The following is a 17,700-nucleotide window of genomic DNA, read 5'->3' on the forward strand; positions in this document are numbered from 1 at the left end:
CTATGAAAGCATTCAAACTTTTCCAGGTCGTGGCGCTGGCGGCGCTGACCACTCTGAGCAGCAGTGTTGCCCTGGCAGGTGACAAGATCCGCATCGCCTCCGAAGGGGCTTACATGCCGTTCAATGGCATCAACGAACAGGGCGAACTGATCGGTTTCGATATTGATATTGCCCGTGCCCTCTGCGCCGAAATGGAAGCAGACTGCGAAATCGTGGCGCAGGGCTGGGACGGTATTATTCCGGGCCTGCTGGGGCGCAAGTACGACGCCATTATCGCGTCCATGTCGATCACCAAGGAGCGCCTGCGCGTAGTCGACTTTACCGATCCCTACTACTCCAACGTGCTGTCCTATGTGGTGGCCAAGGACAGCACGCTGGATCTGTCCAACCCGGATAACCTGAGCGGCCTGACTGTGGGCGCCCAGCGTGCCACGCTGGCCGGTCAGTACCTGGAAGACGAGCTGGGCGAGCGCGTCAACGTCAAGCTGTATGCCACCCAGGATAATGCCTACCTGGACCTGGCCAGCGGTCGACTGGATGTCCTGCTGTCCGACAAGTTCCCGGCCTATGACTGGCTGCAGTCCGAAGATGGTCAGGGCTTCGAGTTCCGCGGCGAGGATATCGACATTGATGACAAGATCGCCATCGCCGTCCGCAAGCGTGACCCGCTGAAAGAAAAGCTCAACGCCGCGCTCAAGGCGATTGTTGAAAACGGTACCTACGCCGAGATCAACGCACGCTACTTCCCGTTTTCCATCTACTGATTAAAAGCAGGGGGCTGCCTGCCGGCGGCCCCTGCCTGCGGAATTCTCACCCATGGAACTACTCGGTTTTGGTGACCTGCTGCTGTCCGGTGCCTGGATAACGGTCAAGCTGGCACTGACCAGTCTGGTATTCGGCCTGATCTTCGGTCTGCTCGGAGCGGCCGGCAAGCTGTCCCGCTTCTGGCCCGCGCGTGCGCTGGCGACATTTTATACTACGCTGATTCGCGGCATTCCCGAACTGCTGCTGGTGTTGATAATCTACTTCGGTGGTTCTGCCATCCTGATGGCGATTGCTGAACAGTTTGGCTACACCGACTACATTGAAATCAGTGCCTTTGCAGCCGGTGTGGCGGCGTTGTCCATCGCGTTCGGTGCCTATTCCACCGAGGTGTTCCGAGGTGCCATTCAGGCCATTCCCAAGGGGCAGTGGGAGTCGGCGCAGGCCCTGGGCATGACGCCGCTGAAGACCTTCTTCCGCATCATCCTGCCGCAGGTCTGGCGGCTGGCACTGCCGGGCCTGGGCAATCTGTTCCAGGTCTTGCTCAAGGATACGGCACTGGTATCCGTTGTCGGTCTCAACGATCTGATGCGTCAGGCGGATGTGGCTACGGCGTCTACCAAGCAGCCGTTCACCTTCTACATGACGGCCGCCCTGATCTATCTGGCGCTAACCGTTCTGGCCACGGCCATGACAACCTGGATGGAGCGGCGTGCCGACCCGGCTGCACGGAGGGCTGACGCATGAACTGGGACTGGAGCGTTATCGTCGAATACTACCCGCGCCTGCTGGACGGTGTCTGGCTGACGCTGGAGCTGGTGTTCTTCTCCGGCCTGCTGGGGTTGATGCTGGCGGTGCCGCTGGCGTTGATGCGGGCTTCGCACAACCGCTGGCTGCGCATGCTGCCGTTCAGCTATATCTTCTTTTTCCGTGGCACGCCGCTGCTGGTACAGATCTTCCTGATCTACTACGGCGCGTCACAGTTCGAGTGGATTCGCGAGTCTTCACTCTGGCCGATCCTGCGTGAACCCTACTGGTGCGCCATCATTGCCTTCACCCTGAATACGGCGGCTTACAGTGCCGAGCTGATTCGCGGTGCCATTCAGTCGATCCCCAAGGGCGAACTGGAAGCGGCAGACGCCTTCGGCATGAGTCGTGCCCTGAAAATTCGGCGCATTGTGCTGCCGCGGGCCTTCGGGACTGTGCTGCCGGCGTACGGCAATGAGTTGATCCTGATGCTCAAGAGCAGCTCCCTGGCGTCCACCATTACCTTGCTGGACATCACCGGCGCTGCCCGTGCCGTGATTGCACGCACCTATACGCCTCTGGAGATCTTCGCGGCGGCCGGTGTGCTGTATCTGATCATTGCCGCCATCATGATCGGCGCCTTCCGCCTGCTGGAACTGCGGCTGAACCGTCACCAGCATTATAAAATGCCTGCCGAGGTCACCGCGGTTGATCCGCGCCTGAAAGACTGACCACCCGTCGCGCTTTATGCTGCCCGGGCGGCATAAAGCGCGACAATCGCCTGCATAGCCTGTCCTGATTAGACGCGCCGATCGGCGCGGCTTATGCTCAACCTGATACGCGGTCGATACGACTGGGCATGATGGCTACGGGAGCTTAGGCATGAACTCCACCCCTTCATCACAGACCTTGAATAACAGCTTCCGCCAGGCACTTTGGCAAGAGCTGCAGCGGCGTCGTCTGACGGCCATTGGCTTGGCGCTGGCGCTGGTTGCGGTGCTGGCGCTGCTGTTGCAAAGCAGCATTGCCGAAATCGGCAATGGGGGAGGGACTCGGTTTCAGCACGCGCTGCTGGGCGGGCTGGGCGGTTTTGCCTCAACCGCCGTGGGCGCCATGCTGGCGCTGCTGCTGGGCGAGGTCCGGGCCCGGACGCAGGACATCATGCTGGGCCTGGCGGCGGGCATGATGCTGGCAGCCAGTGCCTTCTCGCTACTGCTGCCCGGCATCGAGGCTGCGCAGGCGCTGGTACATTTTGATGTAGTGGCCGTGTTCGTGGTCATTACGGGTATGGGACTGGGCGTGCTACTGATGCTGGGGCTGGACCGCTTCATCCCTCACGAGCATGAAAACGAGGGTCCCTGTGGACCCGGCTGCGAGCGCATCGGGCGCGTGTGGCTGTTTTTCCTGGCCATCGCGCTGCACAACCTGCCTGAAGGCGTGGCGATCGGGGTCAGCTTTGCCGACAACGACCTGCAGGTTGGCATACCGCTGACCGCCGCCATTTTGTTTCAGAACATTCCCGAGGGGCTGGCCGTAGCGCTTGCCTTGAGAGCCGCCATGCTCAGTCCCGTGATGGCGGCCGTGATGGCCTCAGGGACCGGGTTGATGGAGCTGCTGGGGGCCTTTTTGGGGATCGGCATTGCCGGTGGCCTGCCGCTGGCATATCCGGTGGGCCTGGGGCTTGCCGCCGGTGCCATGCTGTTCGTGGTCTCCCATGAAGTGATCCCGGAAACTCACCGCAATGGCCACCAGACGCCGGCAACACTGGGCCTCATGACCGGTTTTGCGGCCATGCTGCTGCTGGATACGCTGCTGGGTTAGTGCCGCGCATGCTGCTAACAAGAATTTTTCCCGCAGATGGCAGCATGCTCACGGATCAGTCGTTACAATGGCGCCCTTTCAACTGGATGGCTGACAAGGAACGCAGATGTTGCCCAACGAAAAAATCCTGCTCGAAATCAAACGCTCCCCTCTGGCTCTGAGCAGTGGTCTGAGAGATCTGACTATTGCGCTGGTGCTGGCCTGGTTTGCCTGGCGAGCATTGGCCGAGGTGCCGTTCTGGGACAGCTGGTGGCTCGTAGGCGAATACCGCAAGCTGGCAACGCGCTTTCTCTGGGAGGGGGCCGGTATTCCCGCCAGCTGGATTGCCACGGTGCTGGGGCTGGTTGCCGTGTGGATTGGCATCAGTGCACTGCGTGAGATCAGCACCGAACTCAGTCGCCGTTACAAGGTCACCGGCTTGCGTGTACAGGCACACAAGGGGGTAGTGGGGCGCAAAATCGACCAGCTGTATCTGCTGAGCGTGGATGGCGTATCGGTCGAGCAGGGGGTGTTTGGGCGCTTGTTCGGGCACGCCAGCCTGGTGGTGGCGGGGCGTGGCACACACCAGGTGCGCTTCGATTATGTGCGCAAGCCGAATGAAGTCAGAACGCGCATTGATCGCCTTGTGCTGGCGCGGCGCAGCAAGCAGGCGGAATAGGCAAGAGGAGCTGCCGGTGTTAAGCACCGGCAGCCGGTCGGCAGGTCAGATCTTGCCAACCAGATCCAGAGACGGGGCCAGGGTGGCTTCGCCTTCTTTCCACTTCGCCGGGCAGACTTCGCCCGGGTGTGCTGCAACATACTGGGCGGCCTTGACCTTGCGCAGCAGGTCGGTCGCGTCACGGCCGATGCCCTCTGCCGTGATTTCAACCGCCTGAATGGTGCCTGCCGGGTCGATCAGGAAGGTGGCACGATCTGCCAGCCCCTGACCCTCACGCATCACGCCAAAGTTGTTGGTGATGGTACCGGTTTGGTCGCCTACCATGTAATACTTGATCTTGCCGATGGTCTCGGATGCATCGTGCCAGGCTTTATGGGTGAAGTGCGTGTCTGTGGACACGGAGAAAACTTCAACGCCCAGCTTCTGCAGTTCTTCATAGTGGTCGGCCAGATCACCCAGCTCGGTCGGGCAGACAAACGTGAAGTCGGCCGGGTAGAAGAAAAATACGGCCCACTTGCCCTTGACGTCAGCCTCGGTTATGTCGACGAACTCGCCGTTCTTGAACGCGGTTGCCTGGAACGGTTTGATCTCGGTGTTGACGATACCCATTTGGTGCAACTCTCCTTAACTCGATTGAGTGGATCTTTGAAACAGGCACTCATGATAGCCAGCGTCTTTTAGGGTGTTAAATTAATTGAAGCAAAAGGAGTGATAGCCCTACTCAATGTTATTGCGCTGGCGCATGCATAAGCGTGCTTTATCATGCAGATTGATATTGCCTCTTGGCAACCCCGGGGGGGAATGGTTTAAGCTAAATCCACACTCGTTAGAGATTTGTAAGGAGGCGTTACATGCAAACCAACCGCATCGGTCTGGATACGGAAAAATCCACTCAGCTGGCGCAGCGTCTGAATGAGCTGCTGGCCAACTACCAGATCTTCTACATGAACGTGCGCGGCTATCACTGGAATGTACGCGGCCCTGAATTCTTTGAACTTCATGTCAAGTTTGAAGAGCAGTACAACGACCTGCTGCTGAAGGTTGACGAGATTGCCGAGCGTATCCTGACACTCAGCCACCAGCCAGTGCATGCGTTCAGCGACTACCTTGAACGCAGCACGATTTCGGAAGCCAAGGATGTGCACGATGGCAAGGAGTGCGTGAAAGGGCTGCTGGACGGCTACAAGCAGTTGATCGGCATGCAGCGCGAGATCATGGAGCTGGCGGGTGATGCGAACGATGAAGGTACAGCAACGCTGATGAGTGATTACATCACTCAACAGGAAAAGACCGTTTGGATGTTCAGCGCCTGGATGGGCTGATTCACATCATGGCAACGGCAGCAAGATACAGCAAAAGGCGCCCTCGGGCGCCTTTTGTGTATGCGGACCACGCCTGGAGTGGGGCGTCTCTCTAGTAGCGCACAGAATACGGCTCCGCAAAAGGAGCGCTTGTGACGCGCTCACCCACAGGTTTTTGTCTGCGGGACAAGGCGCTGTCGCTCTGCGGGCGAGTCTCAGCCTTCCAGTTTCCAGCGCAGGGTTTCACCGGCGCGCAGCGGCACGATGATGTCGCTGCCGAACGGCATTTCTGCCGGAACCTGCCAGTCTTCCTTCACCAGCGTAATGGTATCGCTGTTGCGTGGCAGGCCGTAGAAGTCGGCGCCATGGTGGCTTGCGAACCCTTCCAGCTTCTCCAGCACACCGAGGTCCTCAAAAATTTCCGCATAGAGCTCGATCGCTGCATAGGCGCTGTAACAGCCGGCGCAGCCGCAGGCGCTTTCCTTGGCGCCCTTGGCGTGTGGCGCTGAATCGGTTCCCAAGAAGAACTTGTGACTACCGCTGACAACCGCATCCTGCAAGGCCTGCTGGTGCAGGTTGCGCTTCAGAATCGGCAGGCAGAACAGGTGCGGACGAATGCCGCCCACTAGCATGTGATTACGGTTGTAGGCCAGGTGCTGCACGGTGATGGTGGCACCCACATTATCGCCATGGGCGTTGACGAATTCGGCAGCATCCTTGGTGGTGATGTGCTCCACCACCAGCTTCAGATTCGGGTGGCGGCCCGCCAGTGGTGTCAGAATCTCATCCAGGAACTGCTTCTCGCGGTCAAAGATATCCACGTGGTTGTGGGTGACTTCACCGTGCACCAGCAGCGGCATGCCCGCTTCCGCCAGCGCTTCGCAGATGGCATCCAGCTTGCCCAAGTCAGTCACGCCGGAGTCGGAGTTGGTGGTTGCGCCGGCCGGGTACAGCTTCACGGCGGCAATTTTGCCGGTGGCCTTGGCGGCAGCAATCATCTCCGGGGTGGTGTTATCGGTCAGATATAGCGTCATCAGCGGGTCGAAGTTACTGCCTGCTGGTGCCGCTGCCAGAATGCGCTCGCGATACGCCAGCGCCTGCTCGGCATCGGTCACCGGCGGGCGCAGGTTCGGCATCACAATCGCGCGGTGCATCTGGCGTGCGGTGGCAGGCACGACATGCTGCAGCACCTCGCCATCACGCAGATGCAGGTGCCAGTCGTCGGGGCGGGTAATCGTCAGGCGGTTGGTCATTGGCAGTTCCCGGTTGTGCGGTTACAAGGGGTCTTAAGTATCGATGCGCCCAGTATACCGAATTGTGCCCGCTGGGCCGACTGTCGATGGGAATGTCATTCATTGCACACCCGTTAAAGTGGTATGATGTGGAGTCATTTCTTATGCATCATCCATGGCAGCCTTGGCGGCAGGGTAGCTGCACGAATGACATCAAGTGTATCGGCATCTGCCCAGTCATATTCGACGCCACAGCGGTTATGTTGACTGTCGTGATGATGCCGGTCCCAGCAGGCAATGCGAGCGGTGCTTGATCACCGGGAGCCGGACGTTTCAGCAATCAGTAAAAACGATGAATATACTTTTAACAGGCGCCACCGGGTTTGTGGGGCATCGAATGCTGCAGGTGATGAAGTCGGATGAGTACTGGCGTGTAACCGCCGCTGCTCGTCAGTCCCTGAGTACGCCGGGTGTTTGCAGTGCCCTGGTTGGACACATTGACGGCCACACGGCTTGGCAGGATATATTGTCAGGCCAGCAGGTTGTCATTCATGCAGCGGGCCGGGCGCATATGGCCGCCGGCAGCCAGCCAGCGTCGATCACTGAATATCGGGAAGTCAATGTTGAAGGTACGGTCAATCTGGCACGTCAGGCAGCAGCGGCCGGGGTTGAACGGTTTGTTTTCATCAGTTCGATAGGCGTCAACGGTAGCCACAACCAGCATCCGTTTACCGAAACCGATACTCCATCCCCTGTCGGACCGTATGCCATTTCAAAATGGGAAGCCGAACAAGCGTTGTGGCGCATCCAGCGTGACACCGGCATGGAGGTGGTCATCATCCGCCCGCCCTTGGTGTACGGTCCGAATGCGCCCGGAAACTTTGGTGCGTTGGTGCGCTGGGTTGAGCGCGGGGTGCCTCTGCCTCTGGGGGCTGTGCACAATCAACGGACGCTGGTCGCACGGGATAACCTTGTTGACTTGGTCTTGACGTGTGCCCGCCATCCGGCGGCCGCCAACCAGCTGTTCCTGGCTGGCGATGATGAGGATCTATCGACCACCGACCTGCTGAAAGGAGTGGCTCAGGCTGCAGGGCGGCCATCTCGGCTGGTGCCTGTGCCTGCTTCGGTTCTAATGTTCGGGGCAAGCCTGCTGGGTAGGCGAGCAATGGCTCAGCGTTTGCTGGGGTCTTTACAGGTTGATATCCAAAAAGCCAGACACCTCCTGGGCTGGGCGCCCCCCGTGAGCGTCGCTCAAGGCCTCAATGCCTGTTTTGTATAACGTCGATATCTTCGCCGATAGTGCAGAAGCAGGATGATTTTTCAGGGTTGTATGCCCAAGTAACCGCAGGTTTTGATGTGATTCGTGTAGTTGATTTTTTGCTGGCCCTGTTGGGGCTTGTCTTTGGTTTCCCGGTTTTGTTGTTGCTGGCCTTGATTGGGTTGTTTGATACCGGTTCGCCCATTTATCGACAACGGCGGGTCGGTCGCAATCAAAAACCCTTCATATTGGTCAAGTTCAGGACCATGCACAGGGACACGGCTTCGGTGGCGAGCCATTTGGCAAGCCGTGATGCGATTACCTCTTTCGGGCGTTTTCTGCGGCGCTCCAAGCTGGATGAGCTGCCGCAACTGTGGAACGTGCTCAAGGGCGATATGAGCCTGGTCGGGCCCCGTCCCTGCCTGTTCAGTCAGGAGGAACTGATCGAAGCGCGGGAGCGATACGGGGTCTTTCGCGTACGCCCCGGGATTACCGGCCTGGCACAGGTGAGTGGCATCGACATGTCGACGCCTGAGTTGCTTGCAGAAACGGATCGAGACATGCTCAAGACTCTGGGGTTGGGCACATACTTCAAGTACATCCTGATGACGCTGACAGGCAAGGGCGCCGGCGACCGGGTGCGTTGAGGTGCTGTTTTGTGCGCTCACGACCGGCGGACTGTTCAGCAGGTATTTGCTCAAGTTCCGCTAGACTTTTTCCATTAACATCCATGCTCGGACAAGGACTCATTGGCAATGAAAACATGCCAGGCCCTGCCTGCACTGCAACAATGTGCGGCCAGCATCCCTCATCTTCGTGACCTGTTTCAAGGCCAGCCTGGCCGGGGGCAGGCGCTTCAGCTGCAAGGTGCCGGCATTACGCTGGATTACAGTAAGCAGCGCGTCAGTACTGAAGTGCTCGAGTTGCTGGTGCAGCTGGCACAACAGTCGGGGCTGGAGGCGGAGCGTGAGCGCCTGTTTGCAGGTGAAGCGGTCAACCGTACTGAGAAACGCGCCGCCTGGCATACGGCGCTGCGTGTGCCTGCAAACCGGCAGTCGCCCTCGCAGGCCTGTGTCGAAGAGCAATTGCAACGCATGAGCCGCCTGGTGGACAGAATTCAGTCAGGTGTGTGGCGGGGCTTTTCCGGCAAGCGCATTACCGATGTTGTCAATCTTGGGGTTGGCGGGAGCGATTTGGGACCGTTGATGGTCACGCATGGGCTGCGTGAATATGCCAATGCGGCTGCACAGGGGCTCCGCGTTCATTTTGCGTCTACCATTGATGGCAGCCAGCTGTTTGACCTGCTCGACCACCTCAATCCCGAAACATCCTTGTTTATCATCTCGTCCAAGTCGTTCAGCACCATTGATACGCTGTCCAACGCTGATACGGTGCGCTCCTGGCTCAGCAGTCACTGTGAGGACGAGGCGTTGATGCTGCGCTGTCATTTCATTGGGGTCTCGGCCGCCCGTGACCGGATGACGGTCTGGGGGTTGCCGCAGGATAATCAGCTGCATTTCTGGGACTGGGTGGGAGGGCGCTTCTCGCTGTGGTCGGTCATCGGTTTGCCGATTGCATTGGCGCTGGGCATGTCTGCATTCAGGCAGCTGCTATCGGGTGCCCACGCCATGGATGAGCACTTCCGAACAGCGCCCCTGTCGCAAAATCTCCCGGTCATGCTGGCGCTGCTGGGGGTATGGAATGTCAATTTTCTGGACATACGGGCTCACGCCATACTGCCTTATGACGGCCGCCTGAAATACTTTCCTTCCTATCTTGAACAGCTGGAGATGGAGAGCAACGGCAAGTCTGTTGATCAGCAGGGGAGAGCGCTGGACTACTCCACCTGTCCCGTACTCTGGGGCGAGATAGGTGCCAACGCGCAACATGCATTCTATCAGCTCTTGCATCAGGGCACCCAGTCGGTTGCGTCGGACTTCATACTGGCGGCCTGTCGATACGATGCGCCCGGGCACTATGCACACCAGGAGCCGTTGCGGGCCCAGCATCAGCTCAATATCGCCAATTGTCTGGCCCAGTCCCGAGTGCTGGCGTTTGGTGATGCTGCCGTTGAATCGGAGAATTCGCCCTGGCAGCGATATCCGGGTAACCAGCCGTCGTCGACTTTGCTGTTAAAGCGGCTGGACCCCGTGTCGCTGGGGGCCTTGATCGCAGCCTACGAGCATAAGGTATTTGTTCAGGCGGTCATCTGGAACATTAACCCCTTTGATCAGTGGGGCGTTGAACTGGGCAAGCAGGTTGCACTTCAGCTGCAGCCGCTGTTACGGCAGCCGGGTAGTTCTGCCATGCATGAACTGGATGACTCGACACGAACATTGGCATTGCGTATTCAGCAGCAACAGGCCTGCAAGGGAGGTGAGTGATGAATGTCAGAGTCTTGGGTGACAGTCTTGAAGCCTGGGCGCTTGCGGGTGCGCTTGCATTGACCGGTTGCGATGTTTCCATGTCTCAGTCAGAGCTGCTGGGGGGCGGTGCCGATACGGCCGAGCCGGATTTGCTGCAGCTGTTGGAAAAACAGCAGGCTGCCGGGCGTTTGCGGCTGGGGCGGCAACAGGGCGCGGCAGATCTGTTGTTGGTAACGCGCCGTTTGCCGTCCCTTGAGGCACTGCAGCGGGCCGTGCAGGATTTTGCAGACAGTGGCAAGGCATCCGGGCAGCCCCGGCTGATTGCCCTGACACAGTCGGTCGCCATTGGTACCACGGATGCTTTGCAGTCTTGGCTGGACGAGCAGGGGGCTGCCAATGTGCGGGTGCTTTACTGGCCCGCTTTTGTGCAGGCCGGGCGTGCTCTGGAAAGCATCACGCGGCCTGAGCGTATTTTGTTGGGCACCTGCGACGCCGCAGTTGAGCGTGTGATGCGGCGTTTGCTGTCACCTTTCAATCGCAGCCGTGACACCCTGTTGGTCATGCCGCCCAAGGAAGCGGAACTCAGCAAACTGGCCATCAACGGCATGCTGGCGACGCGTGTCAGCTACATGAATGAGCTGGCCAGATTGGCTGAAGACAAGGGTATTGATATTGAACAGGTGCGGCAGGGCATGGGGACTGATTCCCGTATCGGCTTTCAGTATCTGTACCCGGGGTGCGGTTTTGGCGGGGAAGCGTTTCTTGAAACCCTGTCGCAGTTAAACCGGGAGCTGGGCCACCAGCGAGAACCGGGGTTGTTGAGTAGCGTGTTCAAAATAAACGAACAGCAAAAGGACCTTCTGTTTCAAAAATTCTGGCGTTATTTCGGTGCCCAGGTCGCCGGACGTACGGTTGCGCTCTGGGGGTGTGCATTCAAGCCCAACACCTCTGCGGTTGAAGGCAGCCCTGCTTTGACGCTGATAGAAGCGTTATTGTCACATGATGTCAATGTGCAGGTGTATGACCCCATGGCGATGCCGGTGTTGAGGCGCCGTCTGGGGCCTTTACCGGGCCTGAGTTACCTGGATAGTGCAGAAGCGGCAGCACAGGGCACGGATGCGCTGATGCTGGTAACGGAGTGGAAAGAGTTTTGGAACCTGGATATGGCAGCGGTGCTGGCGGGCATGAAGGCGCCTCTGCTGCTGGATGGCCGCAATGTTTTTGAGCCGGAGCGAATGCATGAACTTGGATGGGTGTACTCCGGGGTTGGACGAGGTGTATCGGTTTAACGTGAAGGCACAAACCATATCTCTTCGCATCATTTTCAAGCGAGCGTGTGTATGAAGCTGACTGACGTATCCTCGCGATCAGTCCATTACTGGATCATGACGTTAGGCCGCACCTACAAAAAAGCCCTGATGGTGCTGGCTGATTTCATTGTTTTGCCCATTGCCATTTGGTCGGCATTCGCGCTGCGTTTTTCTGACTGGTGGCCGGTCGGGAAGATGGCTGAGGCCTGGTGGCTGTTTGTGGCCACGCCGGTTGTCGGGCTGCTGGTGTTCATGCGGCTGGGCCTGTATCGCGCTGTCGTGCGTTTCATGGGAGCGCAAGCCATCCTGGCAGTATTCAAGGGAGTGGTGGTGCTGGCCGTGCTGATGTGGGGGGCCGCAGCCCTGTTCGGGCTGCCAGCGTTTCCGGCTGCCGTGCCGGTGAACTTTGCCTTGGCGGCACTGGTGTATGTGGGCGGTAGTCGATTACTGGTACGCAATTACTACCACTGGCTGATTCGTCATTACATGAACAAGGAGCCGGTGTTGATCTATGGGGCCGGGGGGGCCGGTGTTCAGCTGGCCGCCGCGTTGTATGGGGGGGCCGAGTATGTCCCCGTCGGCTTTCTGGATGATGACAGGGGGTTGTGGAAAAACACGGTATCGGGCATGCCGGTGTATGACCCGTCGCGTACCAGTGAGCTGATTCGATCCGAGGGCGTGACGCATGTGCTTCTGGCATTGCCATCCATCAGCCGTACCGAGAGGCGTCGTATTCTGGAGCGCTTGGCAGAACATGCCGTGCATGTCAAAACCATTCCATCCATGCCGGAGCTGGTGTCTGGAGAGTCGCTTGAAGCTTTGCGGGATGTTGACCCTGAGGATCTGTTGGGACGGGAGCCTGTTCCGCCGGTCGATCGTCTGGTCGCCTCCAGTATCCAGAACAAGGTGGTCATGGTCAGTGGGGCAGGAGGTTCGATCGGCTCTGAAATCTGTCGCCATGTGCTGCTCAATTCGCCCAAGGCACTGGTGCTGTATGAGCTCAGTGAGTTTGCCCTGTACTCCATTGAGCAGGAGCTGTTGAAGACGGCTGCGGACCGGGGGGGGGATGTGCCCGTATATGCCATGCTGGGGTCGGTGTTGGATTGTACGCGGGTCAAGCGTATCATCGCGCGTTTTGGCGTTCAGACCATCTATCATGCGGCGGCATACAAGCATGTGCCCATGGTGGAGCACAATGTGCTTGAGGGGGTGCGCAACAATGCCTTGGGGACGCAGGTCATGGCAGAGGCGGCGCTGGAGCTGGGAGTTGAACGCTTTGTCTTGATCTCGACGGACAAGGCGGTGCGCCCAACCAATGTTATGGGGGCCACCAAGCGGTTGGCAGAGCTCATATTGCAGGAGCTGGCCAGGCGTGGTTCCGGGACGGTTTTTTCCATGGTTCGCTTTGGCAACGTGTTGGGCTCCTCCGGCTCGGTCGTGCCGCTGTTTCGACGCCAGATCGAAGCGGGAGGGCCAGTCACAGTAACGCACCCTGACATCACGCGCTTTTTTATGACCATCCCCGAAGCGGCCTCCCTGGTGATTCAGGCTGGCTCCATGGCCAATGGAGGGGATGTATTCGTGCTTGACATGGGTGAGCCAGTCAAGATTGTGGACCTGGCGCGGCGCATGATTCAGCTGATGGGGTATGAGGTGCGGAGTGAACAGAACCCCGAGGGGGATATTGCGATTGAATTTCCCGGACTTCGCCCGGGGGAAAAACTGTATGAAGAGCTGCTGATCGGCACCAATGTGGTCGGTACGGATCACCCCAAAATCATGCGCGCGCATGAAACGGACCTGCCGGCCGAGGTCCTGAATCCGATTCTGGATAAAATGCATATGGCGCTGGAAGTGCATGACAGCGCCATGGCGCGCGCATTGTTGCAGGAGGCGGTTAGTGGGTTTTCACCTTCGGCCGTCGATGTGGATTGGCTGCAGTCTGGAATGGGGGAGGCTGATCCTGGTGGTTCAGGCCCCCGGGTGATGCACTAACACGAGTGCGGTCGCGTCAGTCTGAAAGATGCTGTTGTAAAAATGCCTTGAGTGCCGTTGCTGTCTCCGGGTGTTTGAGTCCAAAGGCTACGTTGGCTTGCAGCAGGCCGGCCTTGTTGCCACAGTCGTACAAGGCGCCGTTCATGGTAAAGGCATCCAGTTCACCGCCTTCGTGCAGGAGTGCCTTGATGGCATCGGTCAGCTGAATTTCATTACCGGCCCCCGGCGGCGTGGTTTGCAGCAGCTCCATGATGCGTGCCGGTAGAATATAGCGACCGACGATGGCCAGATTGGAAGGGGCCTGGGCGAGGGCGGGTTTTTCCACCACATCCTGCATGGCAGCCCCCTGGCCCTTGGTCGGGCGCTGACCGCCACAATCAACGATGCCATAGCGTTCAACCTGTTCCTCTGGAACCGCTTCCACCATCACCTGACCTTTGCCGCTACTGCGGTAGGCGTCTGCCATCTGTTGCATGTCGGGTTGTCCCCCGGCGTTGTCGATCAGCATATCCGGCAGCATGACGGCAAAATCTTCATGGCCGGTCAGGCTCGCGGCGCAGAGCACGGCATGGCCCAGGCCACGGGCTTCATCCTGGCGTACGGAAATGATTTCGACCCCCGTCGGCAAAGCGCCCTGAACGGCTGTCAACAGGTCGGTCTTGCCTTTGGCGGCCAGTACTTGTTCCAGCTCGGCGTGGCGGTCAAAGTGGTCTTCAATGGCTGATTTGCCGCTGCGCGTTACCAGCACGATGCGGGTAAAGCCGGCTGCAGCCGCTTCTTCCACCACATGTTGAATAACGGGCTTGTCGACAACCGCGAGCATCTCCTTGGGGATAGCCTTGCTGGCGGGCAACACACGGGTGCCCAGGCCGGCAACAGGGACTACAACGGTGTTCAGCATGTTCACTCCTCGGGCGTGTCAGTGGTTTCTGCTTCGGCGAGCTTTTTCTGCTCTTCACGCCACAGGCGCATCTCTTCGTAATACGTATCCCAGACACAGGGCTCACAGCCGCTTTCGCAGCATTCACCGTCTGTAGGGGCAATCGGTTTTTCCATCATGATTCTGTCAGGGTTGCAGGATTTCCCCATCATTCTACCGTTAGCGAGGGAGCGAGGCCACGTGCCTGCTCAATGATCAGGTCCGCCAGTTCAAGGACGCCCGGCCGTGCAAGCTCGCCATCGGTGAGGATCAGGTACAGCTCTGCACTGCGCTGGCTGCGGCTGCCCAGTGGCAAGGGTTTTAAAGTGCCCTCGACGAGCAGATTGCGTACGCGTGTTTCGGGGTACCAGGCATAGCCGATGCCTGCACAGGCTGCGCGGATAGACGTGTCCAGGCTGCTCAGGGTCCAGCGCTGGTCGGCGCCGAGCCAGCCGGCATTCAGGCTGCGACTGCCCGAGTCGCTGACCACCAGTTGGCGGTGATGGCGCAGGTCTTCCAGGGTCAGGGCTCTTTCCAGCTGATGCAAGGGGTGATCCGGGTGAGCGCAGGCGATAAAGCGGACATCCATCAGCTTTTCACCCAGGAAGCCGGGTGGTACCCGGCCGCTGATCGACAAGTCGACCTGACGTTCCAGTACGGCTTCGTCGCTGCCGCTGAGTACGGTCTCGCGCAGGGAAATGCGGGTAAAGGGGCGGTGCTCGGCATACCGTGCCAGGCAGTCCAGCATGGTACTGCGCGGGAACAGGGTGTCCATGGCAACCCGGATCTGTGCTTCGTAGCCCTGGCCAAACTGTTGTGCCAGCTGCTCGGTCTGCAGGGCCTGCTCCAGCAGGCGTTGTGCATGCTGATACAGTGCCTCGCCCGCTTCGGTCAGGGTTGCCCGTCGGCCGGAGAGCTTGAAAACGCGTACGCCCAGACTGGTTTCCAGTTTCTGGATCGAATAACTGATGGCGGACTGACTTTTCTGCAGCTGCTCGGCCGCCCTGGCGTAACCACCGGCATCCACAACCGTCGTCAAGGCTTGCCATTGTTCAAGCGTGACACGCATCGGATGTAATACCCCCAGGGTTAGCAGTGATATTTCGGTTGGATTCATTCCATCAAGGCGCTGCTTGTGGCAACCTGAAAAGAAAAAGGATACCTGACCGCCATGGAAAAGTTCAGTGCTCTCAGCGAGCAGGGAGGTGAACTGACAGAGCCTTCCAGCAAGACCACCGTCACGACGATACTGGAAAGGGACATGTCTCACGGGGGAGAGCATGGTACACACCCGCTTGCTGTTGTTCTGGAGCAGGCACCGGTCTGCATTCTGATCACCGACCTGCAAGGTGCTATCACTTACGTCAACCCCGCCTTCTCCCGTATCACGGGGTATGCGTCCGACGAGGTGATCGGTCGTCCTGTCGGGATGCTGAAGTGTGAAGCCGGCAATCATCGCAAAACCTATCGGGAGCTTTGGCGGGCGCTGCAGAATGAAGGTGTCTGGCACGGCGAGCTGCTCAACGTGCGCAAGAACGGGCAACCCTATTGGGTTGCGGCCAGTGTATCGGTATTACAGGGTGTACATGGGCAGCCTGGGCGTTATCTCAGCATTCAGCATGACATCTCCCTGCGCAAGGAATACGAGGCGCGGCTGTTCAATCGGAGCAACTACGACCCGCTCACCGGGCTGCCCAACCGGGAACTGACATTGGACCGCTTGCAGCAGGCACTGGAGCTGGCACAGGCCCAGCAACATCAGGTGGCCGTGCTTTTCTTGAATCTGCAACAGTTCCGGCGCATCAATGAGGTTCACGGCCACCGTGCCGGTGATCGTGTGCTGATCGAGGTCGCCGAACGCCTGCAGGCAGCTCTGTCGCCATCGGAAAGCCTGGGCCGTGTCGGGGCTGATGAGTTTGTGGCGATCATGCCGGATGTGCGACGCCTGCAGGCGGTAGAGAACCTGTGCCGCTGCTTGCTGGCCCAGCTGGAGCAGCCCGTGGAGCTGGCCAGAAGTCGGGTGCGCATACAGACCTGCATCGGTGTTGCACTTTCGCCGACGGATGGGGCTCTGGCCGGTGTACTTTTGGGGCATGCAGATGCGGCCATGCAGCAAGTGCGCAGGCGCAAGGAAGCTGGCTACTGTTTCTATCGTGCCGAAATGAACCGGCGTGCACGTGAAGCACTGGCCATCGAGCAGGCGATGCTGGGCGCTTTGGCCGCCGATGAGTTTGAGCTCAGCTATCAACCCATTGAAGAGATGAGTACCGGTGAAATCCGTGGCCTGGAAGCACTGGTACGCTGGTACAAGCAGGGGGGCGAATGCATTCCACCGGATCATTTCATCGCCCATGCTGAAGAGAGTGGGCAGATCGTTGAGCTCGGGGAGTGGGTGTTGCGCAAGGCGGTCAACCAGCTGGCACAGTGGCAGTTGATGAGTGGTCGCAGCCTGGCCATGGCGATCAATATATCGCCGCGTCAACTGTTGCAGCCGGGGTTTGTCGCCCTTGTGAGAGAGGTGATTGACAGTGAAGGTATCCAGCCGGGCACGCTCGAACTGGAAGTAACCGAGTCCATATTTCTGGATGAAGAGGTTGAGGAGCAGGTGATTGAAGTTATCGATAGTCTGCGCGCGCTGGGGGTGCGCTGGTCAATTGATGACTTTGGGACCGGCTTTTCCGCGTTGGGGTACCTGAAGCGTTTCCCGATGGATGTGCTGAAGATCGATCGTCAGTTCATCAATGATATCCACACCGACATGGATGCCGCCATGTTGTGTCAGGCCATTATTTGGATGGCCAAGGGCTTGCGGATGGAGGTCATTGCCGAAGGTGTAGAGCTTCCCGAACAGCATGAGATGCTGCGTCAGTCCGGTGCCACCATGGCGCAGGGATATTTCATCAGTCGACCCAAAAGCGCTGATGTGATCACAGCCCAACTTCAGGGCATGGACAAGCCCGCACGGCAACCGTAGCGAAAGGTAACGGATCACGTGGCAGTCACCCCGTTGCCACACCGTGATGTGTGTACAAAGGTCATATACGAAGGGTCAGGTACGGGAGAATAAAGAACGAAATTTCGTTCAGACGCAGAAGAATAAATATTCGTATACAGAAGTCGAAGATCTTCGACAAAAGAAATGGAACAAGAACGATACTTGAATGATTCGAAATATCGAATCAATCGCGAGTCCGACATAAAGGGTCGGGTTGCTTAAGATAAGACAATGAAACGGAGTTTTACTGATAGTAAATTTGGAGCGGGAAACGAGACTCGAACTCGCGACCCCGACCTTGGCAAGGTCGTGCTCTACCAACTGAGCTATTCCCGC

The 17,700-nt window shown here is 58.5% G+C and carries 17 protein-coding genes and 1 tRNA gene; 12 read left to right on the forward strand and 6 right to left on the reverse strand.

Annotated elements, in window-relative coordinates; translation table 11 throughout:
- The first annotated feature begins 2 nt into the window (after positions 1-2).
- From KTN04_RS14760 to KTN04_RS14780, 5 genes are all read left to right on the forward strand, one after another.
- Entirely contained in the window at positions 3-764 is a 762-nt protein-coding gene (locus tag KTN04_RS14760) for a transporter substrate-binding domain-containing protein (protein WP_217336004.1), read from the forward strand.
- A gap of 52 nt (positions 765-816) precedes the next feature.
- Entirely contained in the window at positions 817-1,509 is a 693-nt protein-coding gene (locus tag KTN04_RS14765) for an ABC transporter permease (protein ID WP_217336005.1), read from the forward strand.
- Positions 1,506-2,240, forward strand: coding sequence for an ABC transporter permease (locus KTN04_RS14770; protein ID WP_217336006.1), 735 nt, complete (start codon positions 1,506-1,508; stop codon positions 2,238-2,240). Before KTN04_RS14765 ends, KTN04_RS14770 begins: the two co-directional genes overlap by 4 nt.
- Before the next feature lie 151 nt (positions 2,241-2,391).
- Positions 2,392-3,330: a ZIP family metal transporter gene (locus KTN04_RS14775; RefSeq protein WP_217336007.1), complete on the forward strand. Its 939-nt coding sequence runs from the start codon at positions 2,392-2,394 to the stop codon at positions 3,328-3,330.
- Between the two features lie 106 nt (positions 3,331-3,436).
- Positions 3,437-3,988, forward strand: coding sequence for a PH domain-containing protein (locus KTN04_RS14780; protein ID WP_217336008.1), 552 nt, complete (start codon positions 3,437-3,439; stop codon positions 3,986-3,988).
- A 45-nt stretch (positions 3,989-4,033) separates the two neighbouring features.
- On the opposite strand, the gene ahpC is transcribed toward KTN04_RS14780, so the two are convergent.
- Positions 4,034-4,591: an alkyl hydroperoxide reductase subunit C gene (gene ahpC, locus KTN04_RS14785; RefSeq protein WP_456085653.1), complete on the reverse strand. Its 558-nt coding sequence runs from the start codon at positions 4,589-4,591 to the stop codon at positions 4,034-4,036.
- Positions 4,592-4,839: 248 nt separating this feature from the next.
- Here ahpC and KTN04_RS14790 point away from each other — a divergent pair, with 248 nt between their 5' ends.
- Positions 4,840-5,310 (forward strand): Dps family protein, encoded by a 471-nt coding sequence (locus KTN04_RS14790; protein WP_217336010.1) that lies wholly within the window; start codon positions 4,840-4,842, stop codon positions 5,308-5,310.
- A 194-nt stretch (positions 5,311-5,504) separates the two neighbouring features.
- On the opposite strand, the gene pyrC is transcribed toward KTN04_RS14790, so the two are convergent.
- Positions 5,505-6,542 (reverse strand): dihydroorotase, encoded by a 1,038-nt coding sequence (gene pyrC, locus KTN04_RS14795; RefSeq protein WP_217336011.1) that lies wholly within the window; start codon positions 6,540-6,542, stop codon positions 5,505-5,507.
- 331 nt (positions 6,543-6,873) lie between these two features.
- On the opposite strand from pyrC, the gene KTN04_RS14800 reads away from it, so the two are divergent.
- The 5 genes from KTN04_RS14800 to KTN04_RS14820 all read left to right on the forward strand — a co-directional run bounded on the left by KTN04_RS14800 (position 6,874) and on the right by KTN04_RS14820 (position 13,450).
- Positions 6,874-7,800 (forward strand): NAD-dependent epimerase/dehydratase family protein, encoded by a 927-nt coding sequence (locus tag KTN04_RS14800; protein ID WP_217336012.1) that lies wholly within the window; start codon positions 6,874-6,876, stop codon positions 7,798-7,800.
- Between the two features lie 77 nt (positions 7,801-7,877).
- Entirely contained in the window at positions 7,878-8,426 is a 549-nt protein-coding gene (locus KTN04_RS14805) for a sugar transferase (protein ID WP_217336013.1), read from the forward strand.
- A 108-nt stretch (positions 8,427-8,534) separates the two neighbouring features.
- Positions 8,535-10,163 (forward strand): glucose-6-phosphate isomerase, encoded by a 1,629-nt coding sequence (pgi, locus tag KTN04_RS14810; RefSeq protein ID WP_217336014.1) that lies wholly within the window; start codon positions 8,535-8,537, stop codon positions 10,161-10,163.
- Positions 10,163-11,434, forward strand: coding sequence for a nucleotide sugar dehydrogenase (locus KTN04_RS14815; protein WP_217336015.1), 1,272 nt, complete (start codon positions 10,163-10,165; stop codon positions 11,432-11,434). The genes pgi and KTN04_RS14815 overlap by 1 nt, the downstream gene beginning before the upstream one ends.
- A gap of 51 nt (positions 11,435-11,485) precedes the next feature.
- A complete protein-coding gene (locus KTN04_RS14820; RefSeq protein ID WP_254262589.1) occupies positions 11,486-13,450 on the forward strand; it encodes a polysaccharide biosynthesis protein in 1,965 nt (654 codons plus the stop codon).
- 16 nt (positions 13,451-13,466) lie between these two features.
- Here the strand turns inward: KTN04_RS14820 and KTN04_RS14825 are convergent, their stop codons facing one another.
- The 3 genes from KTN04_RS14825 to KTN04_RS14835 are packed head-to-tail and all read right to left on the reverse strand — an operon-like array spanning position 13,467 to position 15,438.
- Positions 13,467-14,351 carry a UTP--glucose-1-phosphate uridylyltransferase gene (locus KTN04_RS14825; RefSeq protein WP_217336016.1) on the reverse strand — a complete coding sequence of 295 codons (885 nt, stop codon included), beginning with the start codon at positions 14,349-14,351 and terminating at the stop codon, positions 13,467-13,469.
- 2 nt (positions 14,352-14,353) lie between these two features.
- Positions 14,354-14,509 carry an oxidoreductase-like domain-containing protein gene (locus tag KTN04_RS14830; RefSeq protein ID WP_254262590.1) on the reverse strand — a complete coding sequence of 52 codons (156 nt, stop codon included), beginning with the start codon at positions 14,507-14,509 and terminating at the stop codon, positions 14,354-14,356.
- Positions 14,510-14,538: 29 nt separating this feature from the next.
- Positions 14,539-15,438, reverse strand: a complete 900-nt coding sequence (locus KTN04_RS14835) for a LysR family transcriptional regulator (protein WP_217336017.1) — start codon at positions 15,436-15,438, stop codon at positions 14,539-14,541.
- A gap of 102 nt (positions 15,439-15,540) precedes the next feature.
- On the opposite strand from KTN04_RS14835, the gene KTN04_RS14840 reads away from it, so the two are divergent.
- Positions 15,541-17,343, forward strand: a complete 1,803-nt coding sequence (locus KTN04_RS14840) for a putative bifunctional diguanylate cyclase/phosphodiesterase (protein WP_217336018.1) — start codon at positions 15,541-15,543, stop codon at positions 17,341-17,343.
- Positions 17,344-17,624: 281 nt separating this feature from the next.
- On the opposite strand, the gene KTN04_RS14845 is transcribed toward KTN04_RS14840, so the two are convergent.
- Positions 17,625-17,700 (reverse strand) — tRNA-Gly (locus KTN04_RS14845).

It is taken from the genome of Marinobacterium weihaiense (assembly GCF_019061305.1).
Classification (GTDB): Bacteria; Pseudomonadota; Gammaproteobacteria; order Pseudomonadales; family Balneatricaceae; genus Marinobacterium; species Marinobacterium weihaiense.

Bases quoted from the DNA above. Each gene is read 5' to 3' on its own strand.
- KTN04_RS14760 (WP_217336004.1), top strand. From the start codon at position 3: ATGAAAGCATTCAAACTTTTCCAGGTCGTGGCGCTGGCGGCGCTGACC.
- KTN04_RS14840 (WP_217336018.1), top strand. From the start codon at position 15,541: ATGGAAAAGTTCAGTGCTCTCAGCGAGCAGGGAGGTGAACTGACAGAG.
- pgi (WP_217336014.1), top strand. From the start codon at position 8,535: ATGAAAACATGCCAGGCCCTGCCTGCACTGCAACAATGTGCGGCCAGC.
- KTN04_RS14775 (WP_217336007.1), top strand. From the start codon at position 2,392: ATGAACTCCACCCCTTCATCACAGACCTTGAATAACAGCTTCCGCCAG.
- KTN04_RS14815 (WP_217336015.1), top strand. From the start codon at position 10,163: ATGAATGTCAGAGTCTTGGGTGACAGTCTTGAAGCCTGGGCGCTTGCG.
- KTN04_RS14790 (WP_217336010.1), top strand. From the start codon at position 4,840: ATGCAAACCAACCGCATCGGTCTGGATACGGAAAAATCCACTCAGCTG.
- KTN04_RS14770 (WP_217336006.1), top strand. From the start codon at position 1,506: ATGAACTGGGACTGGAGCGTTATCGTCGAATACTACCCGCGCCTGCTG.
- KTN04_RS14825 (WP_217336016.1), bottom strand. From the start codon at position 14,351: ATGCTGAACACCGTTGTAGTCCCTGTTGCCGGCCTGGGCACCCGTGTG.
- KTN04_RS14820 (WP_254262589.1), top strand. From the start codon at position 11,486: ATGAAGCTGACTGACGTATCCTCGCGATCAGTCCATTACTGGATCATG.
- KTN04_RS14835 (WP_217336017.1), bottom strand. From the start codon at position 15,438: ATGCGTGTCACGCTTGAACAATGGCAAGCCTTGACGACGGTTGTGGAT.
- KTN04_RS14780 (WP_217336008.1), top strand. From the start codon at position 3,437: ATGTTGCCCAACGAAAAAATCCTGCTCGAAATCAAACGCTCCCCTCTG.
- pyrC (WP_217336011.1), bottom strand. From the start codon at position 6,542: ATGACCAACCGCCTGACGATTACCCGCCCCGACGACTGGCACCTGCAT.
- KTN04_RS14800 (WP_217336012.1), top strand. From the start codon at position 6,874: ATGAATATACTTTTAACAGGCGCCACCGGGTTTGTGGGGCATCGAATG.
- KTN04_RS14765 (WP_217336005.1), top strand. From the start codon at position 817: ATGGAACTACTCGGTTTTGGTGACCTGCTGCTGTCCGGTGCCTGGATA.
- KTN04_RS14830 (WP_254262590.1), bottom strand. From the start codon at position 14,509: ATGATGGAAAAACCGATTGCCCCTACAGACGGTGAATGCTGCGAAAGC.